At 73.0% G+C, this 18,325-nt stretch carries 18 protein-coding genes; 11 read left to right on the forward strand and 7 right to left on the reverse strand.

From position 1 onward, the window contains the following. The 3 genes from KJS59_RS23560 to KJS59_RS23570 form a co-directional block, all read right to left on the reverse strand. On the reverse strand, positions 1-3,123 hold a 3,123-nt coding region (locus KJS59_RS23560), incomplete at its 3' end, for a LamG-like jellyroll fold domain-containing protein (protein WP_213455150.1). Between the two features lie 299 nt (positions 3,124-3,422). Continuing rightward, the gene (locus tag KJS59_RS23565) at positions 3,423-3,719 is read right to left on the reverse strand and encodes a hypothetical protein (protein ID WP_213455151.1); all 297 of its coding nucleotides are present in this window, start codon (positions 3,717-3,719) and stop codon (positions 3,423-3,425) included. 17 nt (positions 3,720-3,736) lie between these two features. Continuing rightward, the gene (locus KJS59_RS23570; protein ID WP_213455152.1) at positions 3,737-3,991 is read right to left on the reverse strand and encodes a Smr/MutS family protein; all 255 of its coding nucleotides are present in this window, start codon (positions 3,989-3,991) and stop codon (positions 3,737-3,739) included. Positions 3,992-4,020: 29 nt separating this feature from the next. Here KJS59_RS23570 and KJS59_RS23575 point away from each other — a divergent pair, with 29 nt between their 5' ends. The 6 genes from KJS59_RS23575 to KJS59_RS23600 are packed head-to-tail and all read left to right on the forward strand — an operon-like array spanning position 4,021 to position 11,457. Then, a complete protein-coding gene (locus KJS59_RS23575; protein ID WP_213455153.1) occupies positions 4,021-5,304 on the forward strand; it encodes a M16 family metallopeptidase in 1,284 nt (427 codons plus the stop codon). Next, positions 5,301-6,647: a M16 family metallopeptidase gene (locus KJS59_RS23580; RefSeq protein ID WP_213455154.1), complete on the forward strand. Its 1,347-nt coding sequence runs from the start codon at positions 5,301-5,303 to the stop codon at positions 6,645-6,647. The genes KJS59_RS23575 and KJS59_RS23580 overlap by 4 nt, the downstream gene beginning before the upstream one ends. A gap of 49 nt (positions 6,648-6,696) precedes the next feature. Further along, positions 6,697-9,273: an ATP-dependent Clp protease ATP-binding subunit gene (locus KJS59_RS23585; protein WP_213455155.1), complete on the forward strand. Its 2,577-nt coding sequence runs from the start codon at positions 6,697-6,699 to the stop codon at positions 9,271-9,273. Next, positions 9,270-9,587: a DUF3140 domain-containing protein gene (locus KJS59_RS23590; RefSeq protein WP_213455156.1), complete on the forward strand. Its 318-nt coding sequence runs from the start codon at positions 9,270-9,272 to the stop codon at positions 9,585-9,587. The genes KJS59_RS23585 and KJS59_RS23590 overlap by 4 nt, the downstream gene beginning before the upstream one ends. A 53-nt stretch (positions 9,588-9,640) precedes the next feature. Further along, positions 9,641-10,204 carry a hypothetical protein gene (locus KJS59_RS23595; protein ID WP_213455157.1) on the forward strand — a complete coding sequence of 188 codons (564 nt, stop codon included), beginning with the start codon at positions 9,641-9,643 and terminating at the stop codon, positions 10,202-10,204. A gap of 11 nt (positions 10,205-10,215) precedes the next feature. Continuing rightward, on the forward strand, positions 10,216-11,457 hold the full coding sequence (locus tag KJS59_RS23600) for a hypothetical protein (RefSeq protein ID WP_213455158.1): 1,242 nt from the start codon (positions 10,216-10,218) through the stop codon (positions 11,455-11,457). A 66-nt stretch (positions 11,458-11,523) separates the two neighbouring features. On the opposite strand, the gene KJS59_RS23605 is transcribed toward KJS59_RS23600, so the two are convergent. The 3 genes from KJS59_RS23605 to KJS59_RS23615 form a co-directional block, all read right to left on the reverse strand. Then, positions 11,524-11,745 (reverse strand): hypothetical protein, encoded by a 222-nt coding sequence (locus KJS59_RS23605; protein ID WP_213455159.1) that lies wholly within the window; start codon positions 11,743-11,745, stop codon positions 11,524-11,526. Between the two features lie 257 nt (positions 11,746-12,002). Beyond that, entirely contained in the window at positions 12,003-12,731 is a 729-nt protein-coding gene (locus KJS59_RS23610) for a tyrosine-protein phosphatase (RefSeq protein ID WP_213455160.1), read from the reverse strand. 279 nt (positions 12,732-13,010) lie between these two features. Beyond that, positions 13,011-14,558, reverse strand: coding sequence for a hypothetical protein (locus tag KJS59_RS23615; protein WP_213455161.1), 1,548 nt, complete (start codon positions 14,556-14,558; stop codon positions 13,011-13,013). 109 nt (positions 14,559-14,667) lie between these two features. Between KJS59_RS23615 and KJS59_RS23620 the strand changes: the two genes are divergently transcribed. The 5 genes from KJS59_RS23620 to KJS59_RS23640 are packed head-to-tail and all read left to right on the forward strand — an operon-like array spanning position 14,668 to position 17,815. Then, positions 14,668-15,375, forward strand: a complete 708-nt coding sequence (locus KJS59_RS23620) for an alpha/beta hydrolase (RefSeq protein WP_213455162.1) — start codon at positions 14,668-14,670, stop codon at positions 15,373-15,375. 44 nt (positions 15,376-15,419) lie between these two features. Next, positions 15,420-15,902, forward strand: a complete 483-nt coding sequence (locus KJS59_RS23625) for a hypothetical protein (RefSeq protein WP_213455163.1) — start codon at positions 15,420-15,422, stop codon at positions 15,900-15,902. Beyond that, positions 15,902-17,131 (forward strand): NRAMP family divalent metal transporter, encoded by a 1,230-nt coding sequence (locus KJS59_RS23630; protein ID WP_213455164.1) that lies wholly within the window; start codon positions 15,902-15,904, stop codon positions 17,129-17,131. Before KJS59_RS23625 ends, KJS59_RS23630 begins: the two co-directional genes overlap by 1 nt. A 1-nt stretch (position 17,132) precedes the next feature. Continuing rightward, on the forward strand, positions 17,133-17,468 hold the full coding sequence (locus tag KJS59_RS23635) for a hypothetical protein (RefSeq protein WP_213455165.1): 336 nt from the start codon (positions 17,133-17,135) through the stop codon (positions 17,466-17,468). Next, positions 17,459-17,815, forward strand: a complete 357-nt coding sequence (locus KJS59_RS23640; protein ID WP_213455166.1) for a hypothetical protein — start codon at positions 17,459-17,461, stop codon at positions 17,813-17,815. Before KJS59_RS23635 ends, KJS59_RS23640 begins: the two co-directional genes overlap by 10 nt. Positions 17,816-17,836: 21 nt before the next feature. Here KJS59_RS23640 and KJS59_RS23645 read toward each other — a convergent pair whose 3' ends face one another. After that, positions 17,837-18,313 (reverse strand): hypothetical protein, encoded by a 477-nt coding sequence (locus KJS59_RS23645; RefSeq protein ID WP_213455167.1) that lies wholly within the window; start codon positions 18,311-18,313, stop codon positions 17,837-17,839. Positions 18,314-18,325: the final 12 nt, after the last annotated feature.

Here is an 18,325-nt window from a genome sequence, read left to right on the forward strand (position 1 = left end):
TCCACCCGGAGTCAAGGTCACGGTGACACCGGCCAACGCTGTGCCGGTCACGGCGTCGGTCACCTTGCCCGTAAGCGCGGGCGCCTCGTCGAATTTGAGCACGGTGGACGCGATCGGTGACTTGTTTCCAGCCATGTCAATGCCCTGCACCATCAGCGTGGGCGTCCCGACCGTCGTGGAGGTGGCGTTGACGGTGGTCTGCCCACCGGCGGCTGGCAGCGGCACAGCGGTCGCTGTGCCGGATGCACCCACCCGGTACTGAACCCCGGTCACCGCAGTGTCACCACCGGCGCTGATCGCTACGGGTACCGAGGCGCCGACGTACGCCGTGGTCCCGCTGGGGAACGACACCAGCGGCGGGTTCGGCAGCTGCAGGACGTTGAACTCGTGCTCGGTGCTCAACAGCTTCCGGCCGTAGACCCGGACGTCGTCGATCGCGCCGGGGAAGAAGCCGGCCGCCGCGCCGGCCGAGCGCATCCGGCCGATCGTCACCGGCCCGGTCGCGTCAAACGTCGCGCCGTTCGCGGTGGCCGTCTGCAGGGCTCCATTAACGTACAACTGGAGCGCGTGACTCGTGCCGTCGTAGGTGCCGATCAGCCGCGTCCACACGCCGGTCGCCGCCGCCGCGTTGGACAGCACCGACACCGTGGCCGGCGCGTCCGCATCGCTGCCCGCGACGGCGAACCGCCACTTGTTGTCCGTCACGCTGTAGCCGAGCAGGAACGGCGAGGTGCGGTTGCCGTCCTGGGCAACGATCACGCGCTGGCCGGAGCCACCTGTCGAGTCCAGCCGGACGGTGGCCGCGACCGTGAAGCTCTGGTTGGAGTGGACGGTTATCGGACCGCCCGTGTTCGGGTCCTTGGTGGCGATCGGCCCGGTCGTCGCGCCCGAGGTAGCGGTGCCGTTACCCACCAACGCCTTGCCGTAACCGCCCCGTCCGGCCGCCCAGGTGCCGCTGCTAATGGCGAGTGTGTTGTTGTGGCCAGTGTCGTCGATGCCGTCCTGGCCATCGAACGTCCACCGCGCGTCCGGCCCGGTCCCGGCCCGCACGGTGAACTGATAGATGTAGGCAGCGGAATAGTTGCCGGCGTTGTCTCGCGACCACACCCGCAGGTTGAACGTCTGGTCGCTGACGGGCGTGATGGTGATCGAGGCCGCGTGGTCGGTGGCGTTGGCGGTCACCTGCGTGGCGGCCGCCGCGCTGATGCCCGGGTCGAGGGTCCACGCGTATCCGTAGAAGTCCGCGGGCACCGTGGTCGGTGGCTTCAGCACGAACGTGCCCGCCATGCCGACCCCGCCGTGCAACTGCCCGTCGTTCGGATAGTCCGTCGACGTCACGCCGCTAGGTGCGGCCGGTGCGGTCACGTCGACCTGGAACTCACAGGTCGTCGAGTACTGGCTATTGTCGATACCGTCATTGGCGATCGCCTGGATGACGTAGACGCCTCCATCGGCCAACTTGCCTGCGGGGATCGTGACATTTGCGTACTGTCCCGAGGTAATCGAGCCCTGCGCCACCGAGTTGGTACTGGTCCGCGACCCACCAGAGTAGTTCCACCAGTAGAACGTGCCCTTGAGCTGCCGCGCCGTCCCGTCCGGATCGGACAGTCGCGCCTTCAGCGCCGGAGCGAGGGTACGCACGTACGGCCGGAACGCGCCGCGCACGCAGGGCTGGTCAGTCACGGTGATGGTGTCGGGCGCGTTCGGGAATGAGTTGTAGGTAACGGTCAGCAACGCCGTACCCGCGTCGAACTTCTTCCAGTAGTTTACGTTTGTCTCATCGACCGCCATCAGCCCGAAGGTCAACGTGCCCGAGGTGCCGCCCGATGCGGTCTGCACGGCGCTCGTCACGCCCCACTCGGTGCGCCGCCGCACCCTGTCGTGCGCATGGCTCTTCGCCGTGGCAACCACCGCACCCCAACTGGCGGCGTTGTTCGACCAGGTGGTGCCCGAGCTGATCCCGCCGGTGACCCGCACCTGCGTGCCGTAGTCGGTATTCGTCCACGAATACACCGTGTCCATCGACAGCTTGGCGTCCTGCACATGCTTGTTCAGCAGCCCCGAGATGCCGAACGCGAACAGAGACCGATACTTCATGCCGGTCGGCGTGTTCGTGTAACCGACCTTGGCGCACTGGATCGAGCTGTACGGATCCGGGCAATCCTGCTTATCGTAGCTCCAGTAGGATTGGGTGGGATACGTACTGTTAATCATCGTCCAGGCGTTCTTGCCCAGCCCTGGGTCAATGTAGACCGGGAACTTCGTCGCCTTGTCCCGCAACATCGCCAGGTCGGGGTGCACGACGAGGTCGCTGCCGATCAGCTGCACCGGCATGGCGGCACGGGCCGCACCTGGCACGACGAGCCGGTTGGCCCGGCCCTGCCTCTCTCCAGCCGGCTTGGCCGAGTCCCACATGGCCGGGGTACCGGAGCCAAACAACGTGGCGCCCGCATCAGAGACAGCGCTCAATGCGCCTGCCGGGTCCTGCCGCAGCCGCAACCCCCGCGCCACGGTGCCGAACCGGATGGCGGTCAGCGCGGGGTTGGCAGCGGCCCGCGCATCCTTCACCACCAGCATCTCGGCCAATCCCTCGACCTGCGCCGTCAGCACCAGGTCAACGCCCGGGAACACGTTGGGATACGTAGCGCTCTCGCCGGACAGCTCCGGCGCTGGCAACTGCCCTCCCGGCCAGCTCAGCTCCAATTCGGCGGCACCGTCGCCAATGGTTGCGACGGGTCCACCGCCACCGGCGGAGAAGGAAATCCGCAGTGAGGTGGCGATGGGGACGACGCGGCCGTTTCCATCCGGGCGCAGCATCGGGTCGGGCTTGACCCAGCGGCCGCCTGCCATCCGCACCCGCTGGACGAGCGCGGACGTCTCAGCGGTCAACGTCCCACTGGGATTGGCGAACACCCGGGTCCGCTCGGCCAGCTCCGAGAGGACCTCGACCCGGCCATGGCAGGCGGTCGCGGCGCGAAGCGCCGCAGCCTCATCGGACGCGCCGGCACGACAGCTGGCCTGCGCAGCGGTCGCAGCTGAGGAATCAGGCACCGCAACCAGTGAGGCCGCAACCACCACTCCCGCCACCAGGGACGACAGGTAACAACGCAGACGCTGGCGCACCGGGCCCACCGACTTCCCCGTTAGGATCGCCGCAGTGACGGAACAGTAAGCACCACATTACCGATAGTCAATGAGATAGGCTTAAATATCACTAAGTTGCCAACAACGACGCTCTACGGGCAGCCGCGCATCATCGCCGCGCATGCCCTACACGTCTGGTACGGCCCCGCTTGTAGCCCGGCGGCTCCGTGCCACACCGGGCTCGGGACGCCATGCTCGGCGCACCCGCTGTTACGACCGACTGCCCGGGGTTGTCAGCCGCCGAGCACGCGGCGCAGGTCCTTCATTAACAGCAGCAGCTACATCGGGTCGGCGGGGCCGGTCTCGAATGTGGCCAGCCCGGGTAAAGTCACGCGCGGCTTCGGTCTCGCAATCGATGAGGACCCGTACGCCGACGGCCTCGGCGCGGCCGCGACTCGCCGCAACGCGTCGACCATCGACGCCCGACCCAACCCGGCGTCGTGGGCGGCACGGTCGACGCCGAGCCGGGTCAGGATCACCACCGGCTGGTGGTAGCGGTCGCCACCCTCCCTCTGCCATGGATCGACATCAGCCGAAGCGACGCTGTCGGCGGCGAGGGCGTAGTAGCCTGCCACCCGTAGGCCCGTAGTCCCTACTTCCAGCGGAAGTGCACGAACAGCCGGCCGAAGTTCTTCGAGTCCTTCTCGACCCGGTGGTAGAGCGGCTTGATCTCCTTGCTGTCCAGGAACCGGAGCACCCGCTTCTTCAGCTGCCCGGAGCCCTTGCCCGGGATGATCTCCACGACGCTGGCCCTGGTGCGGACGGCCTCGTCGATGATCCCGCGCAGCGCGCGGTCGATGTCCTGGCCGCGGTTGTAGATGTCGTGCAGGTCCAGCTTGAGCTTCACCCCCGCAAGCCTACGGATATAAATAACGGGTGACAGGCTTCCCGTGGCCCATCGAGACCTCGACCCTCGACAACGGCCTCCGCGTGATCGCCAGCCCTGACCACGGCGCCCCCGTCGTCGCCGTGAACCTCTGGTACGACGTGGGCTCCCGACACGAACCGGCGGGCCAGACCGGCTTCGCACACCTGTTCGAGCATCTGATGTTCGAGGGCTCCGTGCACGTCGGCAAGACCGAGCACATGAGCTACGTGCAAGGCGCCGGCGGCTCGCTGAACGCGACCACGAACCCGGACCGCACCAACTACTTCGAGACGCTGCCGGCCGAGCACCTGGAACTGGCGCTGTGGCTGGAGGCGGACCGGATGGGCGGCCTGGTGCCGGCCCTGACCCAGGAGAAGCTGGACAACCAGCGCGAGGTGGTCAAGAACGAGCGCCGGCAGCGGTACGACAACGTGCCGTACGGCGACGCGTGGCTGCGCCTGCTGCCGCTGCTGTACCCGCCGGGGCACCCGTACCACCACGCGACGATCGGGTCGATGGAGGACCTGAACGCGGCGGACCTACAGACGTTCAAGGACTTCCACACCACCTACTACGCGCCGAACAACGCGGTACTGACCGTGGCCGGCGACGCCGAGCCGGAGCGGGTGTACGAGCTGGCGAAGAAGTACTTCGGCCAGCTGCCACCGCGCGAGCACATTCCGCCGGCGCCGGAGGGCGGGCTCCCCAAGGCGGGCGGCGCGGTGCGGCAGGAGGTCACCGGCGCCGTGCCGGCACCGCGGGTCTACCTGTCGTACCGCAGCCACCCGTTCGGCTCGCCCGGGTACGACGCGACCACCGTGCTGGCCGCCGTCCTCGGCTCCGGCCGGGGCAGCCGGCTGTTCCAGCGGCTGGCCGACGGGCGGCGGCTGGCCCAGCCGGACAACATCGGCTCGTACGGTGTGGACCTCGCGCACGCCCCGGCCCCACTGATCGTCAGCGCGACCGCGCGGCCCGGGGTGCCCGCCGCCGACCTGGAGGCGGGCCTGGTCGAGGTCGTGGCGTCCATGGTCACCGAGCCGGTCACCGACGCCGAACTGGAGCGGGCCAAGGCCCTGCTGACCAGCTCGTGGTGGCGCCAGGTGAGCACGCTCGGCGGGCGGGCGGACACGCTGGGGCGGTACGCGACGCTGTTCCGGGCCCCGGAGCGGGTCGCCGCCCAGCTCGACGGGTGGCGGTCGGTCACCGCCGAGCGGGTCGCCGAGGTGGCGGCCGAGATCCTGGACGAGGACGCCCGGGTCACCCTGACCTACCTTCCGGAGGAGAGCGCATGACCGCCGTCGAGGCGCTGGTAGCCACCCCACCGCAGCCGGGCGACGCGCGGCCGTACCGGTTCCCGGAGATCACCCGGGAGCAGCCGGGCGGCCCGGTGGTCGCCGCGCACCTGCCGAACCAACCGCTCGCGGTCGCGACGCTGCTGCTGGACGCGGGCGCCGGGCGCGAGCCCGCGGACCGGGCGGGCGTGGCGTCCGTGCTCGCCGAGTCCCTGGAGGAGGGGACCCGGCGGCGGGACGCGGCGGCGTACGCGCTGGCGTTGGAGGGGCTGGGCACCGGCCTGGCCACGTCGGTCGACTGGGACTCGATGCGGATCAGCGTGGAGGTGCCGGTCGAGCGGCTGGCCGAGGCGGTGGCGCTGCTGGCCGAGGCGGTCCGCACCCCGCTGCTGGAGCCGGCGGACCTGGAGCGCAAGCGCGACGACGAGCTGACCGCGGCCCGGATGCGCTGGGCGAACCCGGGCCCCCGGGCGGACGCGGCGCTGCGCGGGGCGCTGTTCACCGACCGTTACGCCCGGCCGCCGCACGGCGACCCGGAGTCGATCGCGGTCATCGGCGCGCAGGACGTGCTGGACTTCCACGCCGCGTGGCTGACCCGGCCGGGCACCCTGCTGGTCGCCGGAAACTTGGACCGGCTGGACCTGTCCGCGCTGGGTGCCGCGGCGTTCGCCGGCGTGACCGCGGCGGACGAGCCCCGCCCCGGCCCGATCGCCCCACCGGCGGACGTGGCCCGCCGGATGCTGCTGGTCGACCGGCCCGGCTCGGTGCAGTCCACGCTGCTGCTCGGCCACCACGCGCCGCCCCGGGCGGACCCGGACTTCGTCCCGATGACCCTGGCCGGCACGGTGCTCGGCGGCGCGTTCTCGTCACGGCTGAACCACCTGATCCGGGAGGTGCGCGGGTACACGTACGGCATCCGGGCCGAGTTCGGGCAGGCGCGCCGGTTCGGGACCTTCCGGGTCAACACGGCCGTGCAGACGGCGGTCACCGGTCCGGCGCTCACCGACACGGTCGCGGAGATCACCCGTACCCGGGCCGAGGGGGTCACCGAGGAGGAGCTGGCGCTGGCGCGCACCTGGCGGGCCGGTCAGCTCTCGGTCGACATGCAGACCCCGGGCGCGATCGCCGCGGCGCTGGCCACGCTCGCGCTGCACGACCTGCCGGACGACTACTTCGTGACGCTGCGCGAGCAGTACCTGGGCGCGACGGTGCCGGACGTGTCCGCCGCCGCGGCCAGGCACCTGAACCCGGAGGCGCTCACGATCGTCGTCGAGGGTGACGGTGCGACGGTCCGGGACGGGCTGACCGCGACCGGATTGGGGGAGGTAGTCGACGCCGGCTGAATGCCCGCCGGCCGGGCATGCTTGGGGTCGGCCCGGGTAACCGCCCGGCATGACGAGCCCTCTGGACGAGTTCTTCGCCAGGTTCTTCGGCGACGCCGAGCGGCAGCAGTCGGTGTACCGGGTCGACATCACCCGGCTGATGACCGAGGACGCCCGCGAGCTGGTCACCGACGCCGCCCGCCAGGTCGCCGAGACCGGCCGCTCCGACGTGGGCACCGAGCACCTGCTCTGGGCGGCCAGCCGGCGCCCGGCGCTGCGCGAGATGATCCGCCGCGCGGGCGCCGACCCGGACGCGGTGGCGGAGGCGGTCGGGCAGCGCACCGGCGAGGGCGGCGGCGAGCGGCGCCCGGGGCCGGTGTCGCTGACCCCGGCGGCGAAGCGGGCCCTGCTGGAGGCGCACCAGATCTCCCGGGCGATGGGCGCGTCGTACATCGGTCCGGAGCACGTGATGATGGCGCTGGGGCTCAACCCGGAGTCCACGGCCGGGCGCATCCTCGCCGAGAACCGGGCCAGCCCCGACCGGCTGCTCCCGCCGCCCCCGGGCGAGGGCGGGGCACCGGGCCCGACCGGCGGCGGGCGGCGGGCGGCCCCCGCACCTCGGCGCCGGGCCGAGACCCCCACCCTCGACCAGTACGGCCGGGATCTGACCGACCTGGCCAACGCGGGCGGGATCGACCCCGTGGTGGGCCGGAACCAGGAGATCGCCCAGACCATCGAGGTGCTCTCCCGGCGGACCAAGAACAACCCGGTGCTCATCGGCGAGGCGGGCGTCGGAAAGACCGCGGTGGTGGAGGGGATCGCCCAGCGGATCGCCGACGGGGACGTGCCGCCCACGCTCGCCGGGCGCCGGGTCATCCAGCTCGACATCGCCGGGCTGGTCGCCGGCACCCGGTACCGGGGCGACTTCGAGGAGCGGATGCGCGGCGTCCTGGAGGAGATCCGCCAGCACAGCGAGGAACTGGTCATCTTCATCGACGAGCTGCACACCGTGGTCGGTGCGGGCGGCGGCGGCGAGGGCGGCGGCACCATGGACGCCGCGAACATGCTCAAGCCCGCCCTGGCCCGCGGCGACCTGCACATCATCGGCGCCACCACGCTGGAGGAGTACCGCCGGTACATCGAGCGGGACGCCGCCCTGGCCCGGCGGTTCCAGGCGGTGCTGGTGTCCGAGCCGTCGGTGTCCGACACGATCGCGATCCTGCGCGGAATCCGGGACGCGTACGAGGCGCACCACCAGGTCCGGATCACCGACGAGGCGCTGGTCGCCGCCGCCCAGCTCAGCGACCGGTACATCACCGACCGGTTCCTGCCGGACAAGGCCATCGACCTGGTGGACCAGGCGGGCGCCCGGGTCCGGCTGCGGACCAAGTCGCCGGCCACCGACGAGCGGGCGCTGCGCCAGCGCATCGACCAGCTGTGCCGGGACAAGGACCACGCGGTCACGGACGAGCAGTACGAGCGCGCGTCCCAGTTACGCGACCAGATCTCCGAGTTACGCGCGCAGTTGGGCGAGGCGGGCGCGCCGCCGGCCGACCGGGCGGCCCCGGAGGTGACCACCCAGGACATCGCCGACGTGGTCAGCCAGGCCACCGGCATCCCCGCCAACCAGCTGACCGAGGAGGAACGGGAGCGGCTGCTGCGGCTGGAGGAGCAGTTGCACGAGCGGGTCGTCGGGCAGGACGAGGCGGTCGCCGCGGTCGCCGAGGCGGTGCGCCGCTCCCGCGCCGGCCTGTCCGACCCGGACCGGCCGATCGGCAGCTTCCTGTTCCTCGGCCCGACCGGGGTGGGCAAGACGGAGCTGGCCCGCGCCCTGGCCGAGTCGCTGTTCGGCCAGGAGGAGCGGATGGTCCGGCTGGACATGAGCGAGTTTCAGGAGCGGCACACCGTGGCCCGGCTGGTCGGCGCGCCGCCGGGCTACGTCGGCTACGAGGAGGCGGGGCAGCTGACCGAGGCGGTCCGCCGGCGCCCGTACGCGGTGCTGCTGCTCGACGAGATCGAGAAGGCCCACCCGGACGTGTTCAACCTGCTGCTCCAGGTGCTCGACGACGGGCGGCTGACCGACAGCCAGGGCCGGACGGTCAACTTCCGCAACACCGTACTGATCATGACCAGCAACCTCGCCTCGGACGTGATCAGCGGGCGCTCCGGGCCGCTCGGCTTCGGCACCGAGTCGCCCGGCAACACCGACGGCGGCCTGTCCGGCGCGCTCTCCGGCCCCCGGTCCGCCATCGACCCCGGCATCTCCGATCAGGTCATGCGCCGGCTGCGGGAGCACTTCCGGCCCGAGTTCCTGAACCGGATCGACGAGATCATCATCTTCCGCCGGCTGGAGCAGGAGCAGCTGCGGGAGATCACCGAACTGCTGCTGCACGAGACCGAGCGGCGGCTGCGGGCCCAGCACATCACCGTCACGTTCACGCCGGCGGCGATCGACTGGGTGGCCGAGCGCGGCCACCAGCCCGAGTTCGGCGCCCGGCCGATGCGCCGGGTGATCCAGCGGGACATCGACAACCGCCTGTCAACCATGGTCCTGGAGGGCACCCTCGGGCCGGGGCGCCGGGTCACCGTGGACGCCGAGGACAGCCACCTGCGGGTCGACGTGCAACCCGAGGCGGCGTCGGTATGAGCGCCGACCGGCAACTCTGGGAACGGTTCCACGAGGTGGTCAACATGCCCTCGCCCGAACTGCGCTCGTTCCTACTCACCGAGGCGTCCACCGAGGAGGCCAGCAGCGCCGAGATGCCGCCACTGGGCGAGCGGGTACTGAAGATCCTGGCCAAGCGCTTCGGCGACCTGACCCGCGACGACGAGGCCGCCATGCGGCTGACGGTGAACGCGATCGACCGGCTGCACGCCGCCCAGCCGCCGGACAAGGGCGCGGACGACACCTGGCGGCACGCGCTCATGCGGCTGGGGCACGACCCGCTGCGGGAGCGGTGAGCCGTTTCGCGATGGCACCGCACTGGGCATTACTCCGGCGAAGGAGGAAGCCCATGACGTCCACATCGATCGCCGTTCTCGTCATCCTGCTCGTGGTGTTCGCCGGACTGGCGGTGCTCGGCTGGCTGGCCATGCGGCGCCGCTCGCTGCGCGAACGCTTCGGCCCCGAGTACGACCGGGTGGTGTCCGAGCAGGACAGCCGCGCGGCCGCCGAGCGGGAGCTGCGCGAGCGCGAGCGCCGCCACGCCGAGCTGGACCTGCGCGAGCTCAGCGACTCCTCCCGGACCACCTACCGGGCGGCCTGGGCGGAGATCCAAGCCCGCTTCGTCGACGCCCCGGACGAGGCCGTCGGGGCCGCCGACGAACTGGTCACCCGCCTGATCGCCGAACGGGGCTACCCGGTCGGCGGGTACGAGGACCAGGTCGCGCAGCTGTCCGTGGAGCACGCCCGCACGCTGGACCACTACCGCCAGGCGCACGACATCAACCTGGCCCACGAGCGCGGCGAGGCCAGCACCGAGCAGTTGCGCCGGGCGCTGGTCCACTACCGCGCGCTGGTCGCCGACCTGCTCGGCGAGGACCCGGTGCCGAGCGACCACACCACCACTCCGCGGTGAAGGACCCCACCATGCGCATCTTCAGCGACGCCCGCACGGATCGCGACGAGCCCGACGACCGCGCCGGCGATGACCGCGCCCCCGACGACCGTGCCCGCGATGACCAGCCCGACGACCGGAGCCCCGCGACGATCGACACCGAGGACCACAAGGACTCGCAGCTGAGCCACCCGTTGGAGCGGCTGCCTGGCGACGGCACCGCCGACCCCGACGAACCGCACCCGCCCGACCGCGTGCCGGATCCGCTGACCGCGTTCGGGGCCCCCTCGGTGGCGGGCGCGGTGGCTGCCTCCGCCGAGGCGGCCAACCTCAAGACCGACCGGGGTGCCGAGGACGCGCCCGGCGACGAGATCGCACGCGACGAGGCCGGCCGCGTCGTGGCGCGGCGGGAGGCCCGGGAGCGGGCCCGGGAAGAGGCCCACGAGGCCGCCGCCGAGGACCGCCTCGTCGGCGACGAGCCGATCGACCGCGACGACGAGCAGCGGGCCGGCGAGCAGCCGACCAGCGCGCAGCGGGCCAACGCGCGCCGGGCCAACGCGCAGCCAACCGGCGCGCAGCGAATCGGCGAGCGGCGACGGGCCAGCGGGCAGCCGACCGGCGCGCAGCGGGCCGGCGAGGGCGCGACGAAGGTCCGCGAGACGGGTGGCGACACCGAGTTCGTCGAGCCGCCGACCGCGGGCCCCGGCCCGACCGCGACCGGCGCGACCTCCGTCCCCGGTGCCTCCATGATGGATGGTGCCGCCCACGGTGGCGAGGCGGCGGACCGGCACCGCGCCGACGAGGACGACGGCGAGCCCGAGCCCGCCGACGTGCCCGGCGACCACACGGTCGAGGAACCCGGGCCGGACAGCGCCGGTGACCCGTCCGCGACCCCGGGCGCCACCCCCACCTCTGCCGGCACCGGCGCCACCCTTGTCGCCGCCGAAGCCGCCCCTGCTGCCAGCGGCGCCGGCGCCACCCCTGCCGCGCCCGGTGCCGGCGCCGGAACGGACCGCCTCTGGCCGGGCGGCGCCGCGGACGACCTGCGGGACCGCTGGCGCGAGGTTCAACTGCGCTTCGTGGACAACCCGGACGGCGCGGCGGGCGAGGCCAAGGCGCTGGTCGACGAGGCGGTCGACCGGCTGACCGCGGCCCTGGGCGAGCGGCGCGACCGGCTCGGTAACTGGGCGTCCGCGCCGGGCGACGAGACCGAGCGGCTGCGGGTCGCCGTGCGCGGCTACCGCGACTTCCTGAACCGGCTGCTCGACCTGTAGGTCGTCACTCCCGGCCCGACTCCCGGCCCGCGCGGCGCGACGCACCCGTCGCGCGCGCGGGTGCGTTCACTGCACGCTGTCCACGCCCAGACCGGCGGCCGTGCAGGAGGCGAGCCGGTCGGCCCGGGCCTCCTCCTCGCGCGCCTGCAGGGTCGCGTACTCGGTGATCTCGGACGGGCCGGGCACGCCCCGCAGCCCGGCCAGGAACCGCTCCAGGTCACGGAGGGCCGACGCGTGGTTCGCCGTGGCGGCTCGCGCCCGCTCCAGCTCATCAGCGGGTGTGCTCACCGCCCCCCGCTACCCGGCTCCGGGCCCGGCAAACCCGACCGGCTCCGGGCGGGGCGCCCTCGACCCCGGCTCCGGGGCGGCGAAACCCACGCGGACGCCGCTCAGCCGGGAAGGCAGTGGTCTGCCGTGATCAGGGCACCCGGCCCGAGGGCACGACCGCGCGCGGGCCGGTCATCACGCGGCCAGCGGCATCGAGGCCGAGTCCGAGCCCCGCCGGGTGAGGGCCGGGCGCCCCGGGCGGCGCAAGTCCCCGCTGGTCAGGCGGCGACCAGGGTTTCGCGTAGCCGGTCCAGTTCCTCGGGGCGCAGGCCGTGCGCGGCGGCCCAGCCGGCGGCGTCCCCCCAGCGGGCGCGCATGCCGGCGAGGGTGGCCGGCATCGTCTCGGCCGCCAGCACCCAATCGTCGTAGTCCAGGTTGAGGTCGGCGGCGTCGACGAGGTTGAGCCGGGTGGCGAGCCACCGGTCCCGCTCGATGATCGCGGCGACGGCGGCGCTGGTCAGCAGGTAGTCCGCGCAGATGTCGGCGTCCGGGACGCCGATCAGCGACAGGATCGTGGCGACCAGAACGCCGGTGCGGTCGCAGCCGGCCTCGCAGTGGATGACCGCCGGCAGGGCGCCGGGCTCGAGCAGCCCCCGGATCGCGGTCACCAGCACGTCGCCCCGCTCGGCCAGCACGCCCAGGTAGTAGCCGGCCAGGTCGTCGTACTCGGCCAGTTTGTCGATCGGCGCGGCGACGTACCGCACGCCGGTGCGGGCGAGCAGACCCCGGCCGAACAGGTCCACCTCGCGCTCGCCGCGCAGGTCCACCACGGTCGCCAGGCCCAGCCGCTCGACCAGCCACGCCGTGTCGGACGCCGACGCGTACGCCACCGAGTCGCTGCGGTACAGCCGGTCGGTGCGGGTGGTGCCGCCGGGCGCGACCGGCAGGCCGCCGAGATCCCTGAAGTTGTACAGGTTCTCGAATGTGACGCTACGTACCGTGGCCATGGCGAAAAGTCTGCCCAGGGGCGCGATGTGCGTCAATACGCCGGGACGGGGACGGGTACCGTCTCGGGGACCTGCGCGGGGCTGCGTCCCCCTCGGCCACAGCCCCTGCGCCCGGCGCGGCGGCCAGCGGTAATCAGTAGATGCGCATCGGTTGCCCTCCCCCGTGCCGATGACGTATCCCGGGCGACCGCGCCGCCGCCGGTACAGACCGTAAGGGCAACCACCCCCGGGCGGACCGGCGATTGCAGCGCCGCGACCACCGTGCAACAGGCCGTTTAGTCAGGCCGGGGGGCCGGCGGGCGAGGACAGCAGCCAGTGCGCGGTCTGCCGGACGGTGCCGGGCAGGTCCCCGCGCTGCCGCAGTTCGGCGAGCAGGCCGTAGTGGCGGTCGGTGCCGACGCCGTAGGCGAGGCAGCGCAGCACGCCCTCGGTCGTCGCCGACGGCGCGGCCGACCAGGCCGCGATCTGCGCCGAGAGGATCCGGCCCCAGGTCTCGAGCGGGTACCGCCCCGGGCAGTGCGGGATGGCCCAGCCGGCGGCGTGCCGGAGGGTGGCGCTGGAGCCGGGGCTGGTCAGGATCGACCGCATCAGCGGGCGGTGCAGGTCGACGCCGAGCGTGGTCAGCGCGCGCAGCGCCGGCAGCGCCATCTCCTCCACCCGGCGGGAGAGGCTGGCCTTCAGCTCGCCCAGCAGCGCCACCGCCACCGGGTCGCGGTACGGGGTGGCGGCGATGAGCATGCCGGCGAGCAGGCGCAGGTCCGGGTTCGGGTCGAACAGCGCCTGCCGCACCAGGTCGGCCAGCACCGGGTCGCGTTCGTACCCGTCGTTGTCGAAGCTGATCCGCGCCTGGCCGGCGATGCGTTCGCTCACCGCGTGCGCCTCCGCCGGGCACCCCGAGCCCGGCTCAGGCTCCACATCGGACAGGAGGGTGGCGCGGCGGCGCCGCGGTGACCGGCCCGGCCCGGACGCGCCGAGGATCGCCGCCACCTCGGCCAGCAGCGGCGCGGTGGCCGGGTCGGTGGTGGAATCGGTTATCGAGTGGTGCACCGCCCGGGTCAGGCGGGCGCGTTCGTCGCCGGTGAAATGGCCGTGCCGCACCTTGCGCACCGCGGCCAGCAGGCCGGCGTAGTGCGCGCGGTCGCTGGCCGGGTTCTCGATCTGCCGCAGGACGTACCTGTTCCCGTCCTCGTGCGCGACGACGTCGAGCAGCGACACCGGTTCGATGACGGCCGGCGAGGACGGGTCGTCGGCCAGCGCCACGCAGGCCGCCACGGCGTGCGGGCGCGCCGCCGGGTGCTCCAGCAGGCGGCTGATCGCCTCCTGCCGTTGCAGCCACGCGCTCTTCTCGGAGATCACCAGTTCGCGCAGCAACTGCTCGGCCAGGTCGCTCCACAGCCGGCGCGGGTAGAGCACCAGGGCCGGCTGCGCCGAGACCAGTTCGGTCAGCCGGCTCCACTGCGCGCCGGTCATCTCGCCGAGGGCGAGCGCGCGGTCCAGCAGGTCGTACAGCCGCCGCTGGTCGGCCGGGCGGGCGGCCGGGGTCTCCGCCGGCGCGTGCGGGTCCATGCGGCGCAGCGTGTCGCTCAGCACGACGAGCGACTCGGGCTCGGCGCCCAGCAGTTCCTCGTACCGGCGCAGCACGTCCCGGCCGGCCGCCGTCGCGCCCTGCTCCCACCGCGTGATCTGCGACGGCGCCAGTTCGGGCGCGGAGTCCGGCCGGAAGGCGCGGGCGAAGTCGCGGCCCGACCGGAATTCGGCGTGCGGACCCAGGCGACGGTTGCTGCGCAGCAACCAGCCCACGTAGCGCGACGCCACGGTCACAGACATGTGACCCAACGTTCTGGAGACGGGTGATCCAATCAAGCCGTTCACGTCCCGGAACGCCCGTTGCCGCGAATCGCGGTTGATCGGGCGGCGCCAGGGTAGCCACGAGCCCATGCCGATCACCCACGAGAGTGCCCCACCGCACCGGCTGCCGGAGGAGAACTCCCGGCACGGACGGCTCACCGTGCGCCCGGGGCCGACCGTCACCCCGACCGGCCGCACCGGCCTGGTCACGTTCGACGGGCCCGGCGGGGAGATGATCGCGCAGGCGTACGTGCCCGAGCCGGCCGACGGCGGCCTGTACCGGATGGCGCTGCTGCTGCACGGCGCCGGCGGCTCGCCGCGCCAGGCCCTGGACCTGATGCTGCGGGTCGCCGACGAGCGGCGGCTGCTGCTGGTGGCGCCGCAGTCCTCGACCGCGACCTGGGACATGATCACCATCGGGTTCGGCCCGGACGTGCGCCGCATCGACCGGGTGGTGCAGGAGATCCTCGACGCCTACCCGGTCGGCACCATGGTCATCGGCGGGTTCTCCGACGGGGCCTCGTACGCGCTCTCGCTCGGCCTGATCAACGGCGACCTCTTCGAGGCGGTCGTGGCGTTCTCGCCCGGGTTCGCCGCCCCGCTGATCACCCACGGCAGGCCCCGGCTCTACGTCGCGCACGGCACCGACGACCAGGTTCTGCCCATCGACCGGTGCAGCCGGCGGATCGTGCCGCGGCTGCGCTCGCTCAACTACGACGTCACCTTCGACGAGTTCGACGACGGCCACGAGGTACCCGACAGCGTCGTGACCCGCGTCCTGGACTGGCTCGGCTGACCGGTCGCCGCTTACCCGGGCAGTACCGGGGTACAGGCCGTCGCGTGGCGGGGTGGCGGCGCACGCGAGGGCTGCAGAAGCGGGTCGGCTGGTTCGCGGGCGTCCTCGGCGGGGTGGTGGCGCTGGTGGTCGTCATCGCCGGGACGACCGACCCGCCGAGCTACGACAGCTACCGGGACCAGGTGCGGCAGACCGCCAAGCAGGTCAGCAGCGCGGTGGCGGCCGCGGACTGGGCGACCCGGCTGGAACTGTCCGGCCGGACGGCGTTCGCCCTCAGCCGGGTCGTGGTGTCGGAGGCGGCGACCGACGCCAGCGAGTCCTGGGACACCCTGGCCAAGCGCCGGCCGCCCAACGAACGGGCGATGGAGCTGCGGCAGCGGGCGGTGGGGCCGATGCGGGCGGCGGTCTCCGGGCTGGCCGAGTTGCGCACCGCCGTGCGCGGGCGGAACGCATCCGATGCGGGTCGGGCGCTGGCCGCGCTGGTCGAACCGGCGCGGCAACTGCGCGAGTTGCAGCGGGTCGCGTAGTGCGGGGGGCCTTCCGGCCGGCCTTGGGTGTGCTGACCGCGATCGGCGGGTTCGTGGACATCAGCAACCTGGTCACCAGCGGCGTCACCGGCGCGCGCTTCGGGATGACGCTGACCTGGGCGATCGTCCTCGGCACCGGCGCGATGATCCTCTACGGAGAGATGGCCGGCCGGCTCGCCGCCATCGCCCGCCGGCCCGTCTTCCACGTGGTCCGCGAGCGGTTGGGCGTACGCACCGGGCTGGCGAACCTGGCCGCGGTGGAGGCCCTGTCGCTGCTGACCGTGGCGGCCGAGATCGGCGGCGTCGCCTTCGTGCTGGAGCTGCTGACCGGCGTCAACTACCTGGTCTGGGTGCCGGTGGCCGGGCTGGTCACGGGCCTGATCGTGTGGCGGCTGCCGTTCTCGGGGCTGGAGAACATCTTCGGGCTGCTGGGGCTGACCCTGATCGTCTTCGTGGTGGCGCTGTTCGTCCTGCCCACCGACTGGGGCGCGCTGTGGCACGGCGCGACCCACCCGTGGGTGCCGCGGGGCGAGGGGCACCCCGCGTACTTCTTCTACGCCATCTCCCTCGTCGGCTCCTGCGTCATCCCGTACCAGGTGATCTTCTTTTCCTCCGGCGGGCGGGAGGAGCACTGGACCCGGGAGCGGCTGACCGAGATGCGGACCAACGTCCTGGTCGGGTTCTCGCTGGGCGGGGTGCTGTCGGTGGCCATCATGGCGGCGGTGGCGGTGGCGCTGCGCCCCCGGGGCATCCAGGTCGAGCACCTGAGCCAGGTGGCGCTGCCCGCCGCCGAGGCGCTGGGGCGGGTGGGCGCCGTGCTCGCGCTCGTCGGGTTCGGCGCCGCGACGCTGGCCGCCGCCGCGGTCTCGGCGCTGTCCACCGGGTACGGCGTGGCCCAGTACTTCGGCTGGCCGTGGGGCAAGGACCGCCGGTTCGCCGAGGCGCCCCGCTTCCACCTGGCCACCCTCTCCGGGGTGGCCGTGGCGACCGCGATGCTGCTCACCACCGTCAACCCGCTCACCATCACGATCCTGTCGGTGGTGCTCGGCGCCGCCGCCGTCCCGCTGACCTACTTCCCGCTGATGGTGGTGGTGAACGACCGCGCGTACATGGGCGAGCACGTGAACCCGGGGTGGCTGAACGCCCTCGGCAGCCTGCTCATGCTGGCGATGGTGGTGATCACGCTGGTGGCCGTGCCACTACTGCTGCTGACCGGGGGCGGGAGTTGAGATGCGCACCGACGGGCGCCTGTGGGTCAACGAGTTGCTGCTCGACCGGCAGATCTTCGACGTGGACGGCGAGCCGGTCGGCAAGGTCGACGACCTGGAGTTCACCGTGCCGGACGACGGCGGGCCGCCGGTCCTGACCGCGTTCATCTCCGACACCGCCGCGCTGGGCCCCCGCATCGGCGGCCGGCTCGGCGCCTGGTGGCTGGCGATCGGGCGCCGGTTCCAGGCCCGCGCCGACCGGGACCCGTACCGGGTGCCCACCGCCCTGGTCGAGGACGTGGACCGCACCGAGGTGCGGTTGACCGTCCCGCGGTACCGGTTGAGCCGGTGGCGATGAGGGCCGCCGACCTGATCGGAAGCGTGGTCTACGACCCCGACGGCGCGGTGGTCGGGCACGTGCGGGACCTGCGCCTGGCGGCCGGCGGGCCACCGCTGGGCGACAGCGGCGAGCCCGCGTACCGGCTGGTCGCGCTGGACTGCGGCAAGATCGGTGCGGCGCACCACCTCGGGTACGCGGACGCCCAGATGACCGGGCCGTGGCCGCTGGACGGGCTGCTGCGGGCGATGGCCGGGCACTCCCTGATCGTGTGGTGGCAGGACGTCGTGCGGATCGAGGGGCGCCGGGTGCACATCCGCCTGCGCCGCGGCGACCTGCGATCCGTCCGCCAGGGCAACGGGGTGTGAGCCCGGCCGGGCCGGTGGCGGTCAACCGGTCGGTGACGGCGCCGGGAACGAGTCGCGCGGGCACGACCCGTCGCCGCAGGTGATCCGCGCCCCCACGCTGGACCAGCAGTACGTGCGGCCGTCGATGTCGCGCCACGGCTGGAAGTAGGCGCCGTAGCCGGTGACCTGCCGACCGGGCACGGACAGGCCGGCGACGCCCTCGGGACGGGTCACGGTGGCGACCCCGTCGGCGTCGGTGACGGCGGTGAAGCGAGCCTCCCCGCGCGCGTCCTCCGCCCCGAGCAGGCTGACCGCCATCTTCACCTTGGCCCCGGGGAACGGCCGGCCGTCCCGGGTCAGCCGGGCGCGCAGGGTCAGCGGGGCGTGGACGTCGCTGACCCGGACCGGCTCCACGGTGAGCCGGGCCTTCGTACAGCCGCCACCGCAGCCGGCCACCGGGACCAGCAGCGCGCCGAGAAGCACCACGAGCGGTGCCGCGCGCAGGCGCCCCATCGTCATCACGGTCCACCC

The sequence above is a fragment of the Rhizomonospora bruguierae genome, assembly GCF_018397995.1.
GTDB classification, from domain to species: Bacteria; Actinomycetota; Actinomycetes; order Mycobacteriales; family Micromonosporaceae; genus Rhizomonospora; species Rhizomonospora bruguierae.

Coding starts and splice junctions, on each gene's coding strand:
- KJS59_RS23585 (WP_213455155.1), top strand. CDS start 6,697: ATGACGAGCCCTCTGGACGAGTTCTTCGCCAGGTTCTTCGGCGACGCC.
- KJS59_RS23620 (WP_213455162.1), top strand. CDS start 14,668: ATGCCGATCACCCACGAGAGTGCCCCACCGCACCGGCTGCCGGAGGAG.
- KJS59_RS23590 (WP_213455156.1), top strand. CDS start 9,270: ATGAGCGCCGACCGGCAACTCTGGGAACGGTTCCACGAGGTGGTCAAC.
- KJS59_RS23600 (WP_213455158.1), top strand. CDS start 10,216: ATGCGCATCTTCAGCGACGCCCGCACGGATCGCGACGAGCCCGACGAC.
- KJS59_RS23615 (WP_213455161.1), bottom strand. CDS start 14,558: ATGTCTGTGACCGTGGCGTCGCGCTACGTGGGCTGGTTGCTGCGCAGC.
- KJS59_RS23635 (WP_213455165.1), top strand. CDS start 17,133: ATGCGCACCGACGGGCGCCTGTGGGTCAACGAGTTGCTGCTCGACCGG.
- KJS59_RS23595 (WP_213455157.1), top strand. CDS start 9,641: ATGACGTCCACATCGATCGCCGTTCTCGTCATCCTGCTCGTGGTGTTC.
- KJS59_RS23645 (WP_213455167.1), bottom strand. CDS start 18,313: ATGACGATGGGGCGCCTGCGCGCGGCACCGCTCGTGGTGCTTCTCGGC.
- KJS59_RS23580 (WP_213455154.1), top strand. CDS start 5,301: ATGACCGCCGTCGAGGCGCTGGTAGCCACCCCACCGCAGCCGGGCGAC.
- KJS59_RS23610 (WP_213455160.1), bottom strand. CDS start 12,731: ATGGCCACGGTACGTAGCGTCACATTCGAGAACCTGTACAACTTCAGG.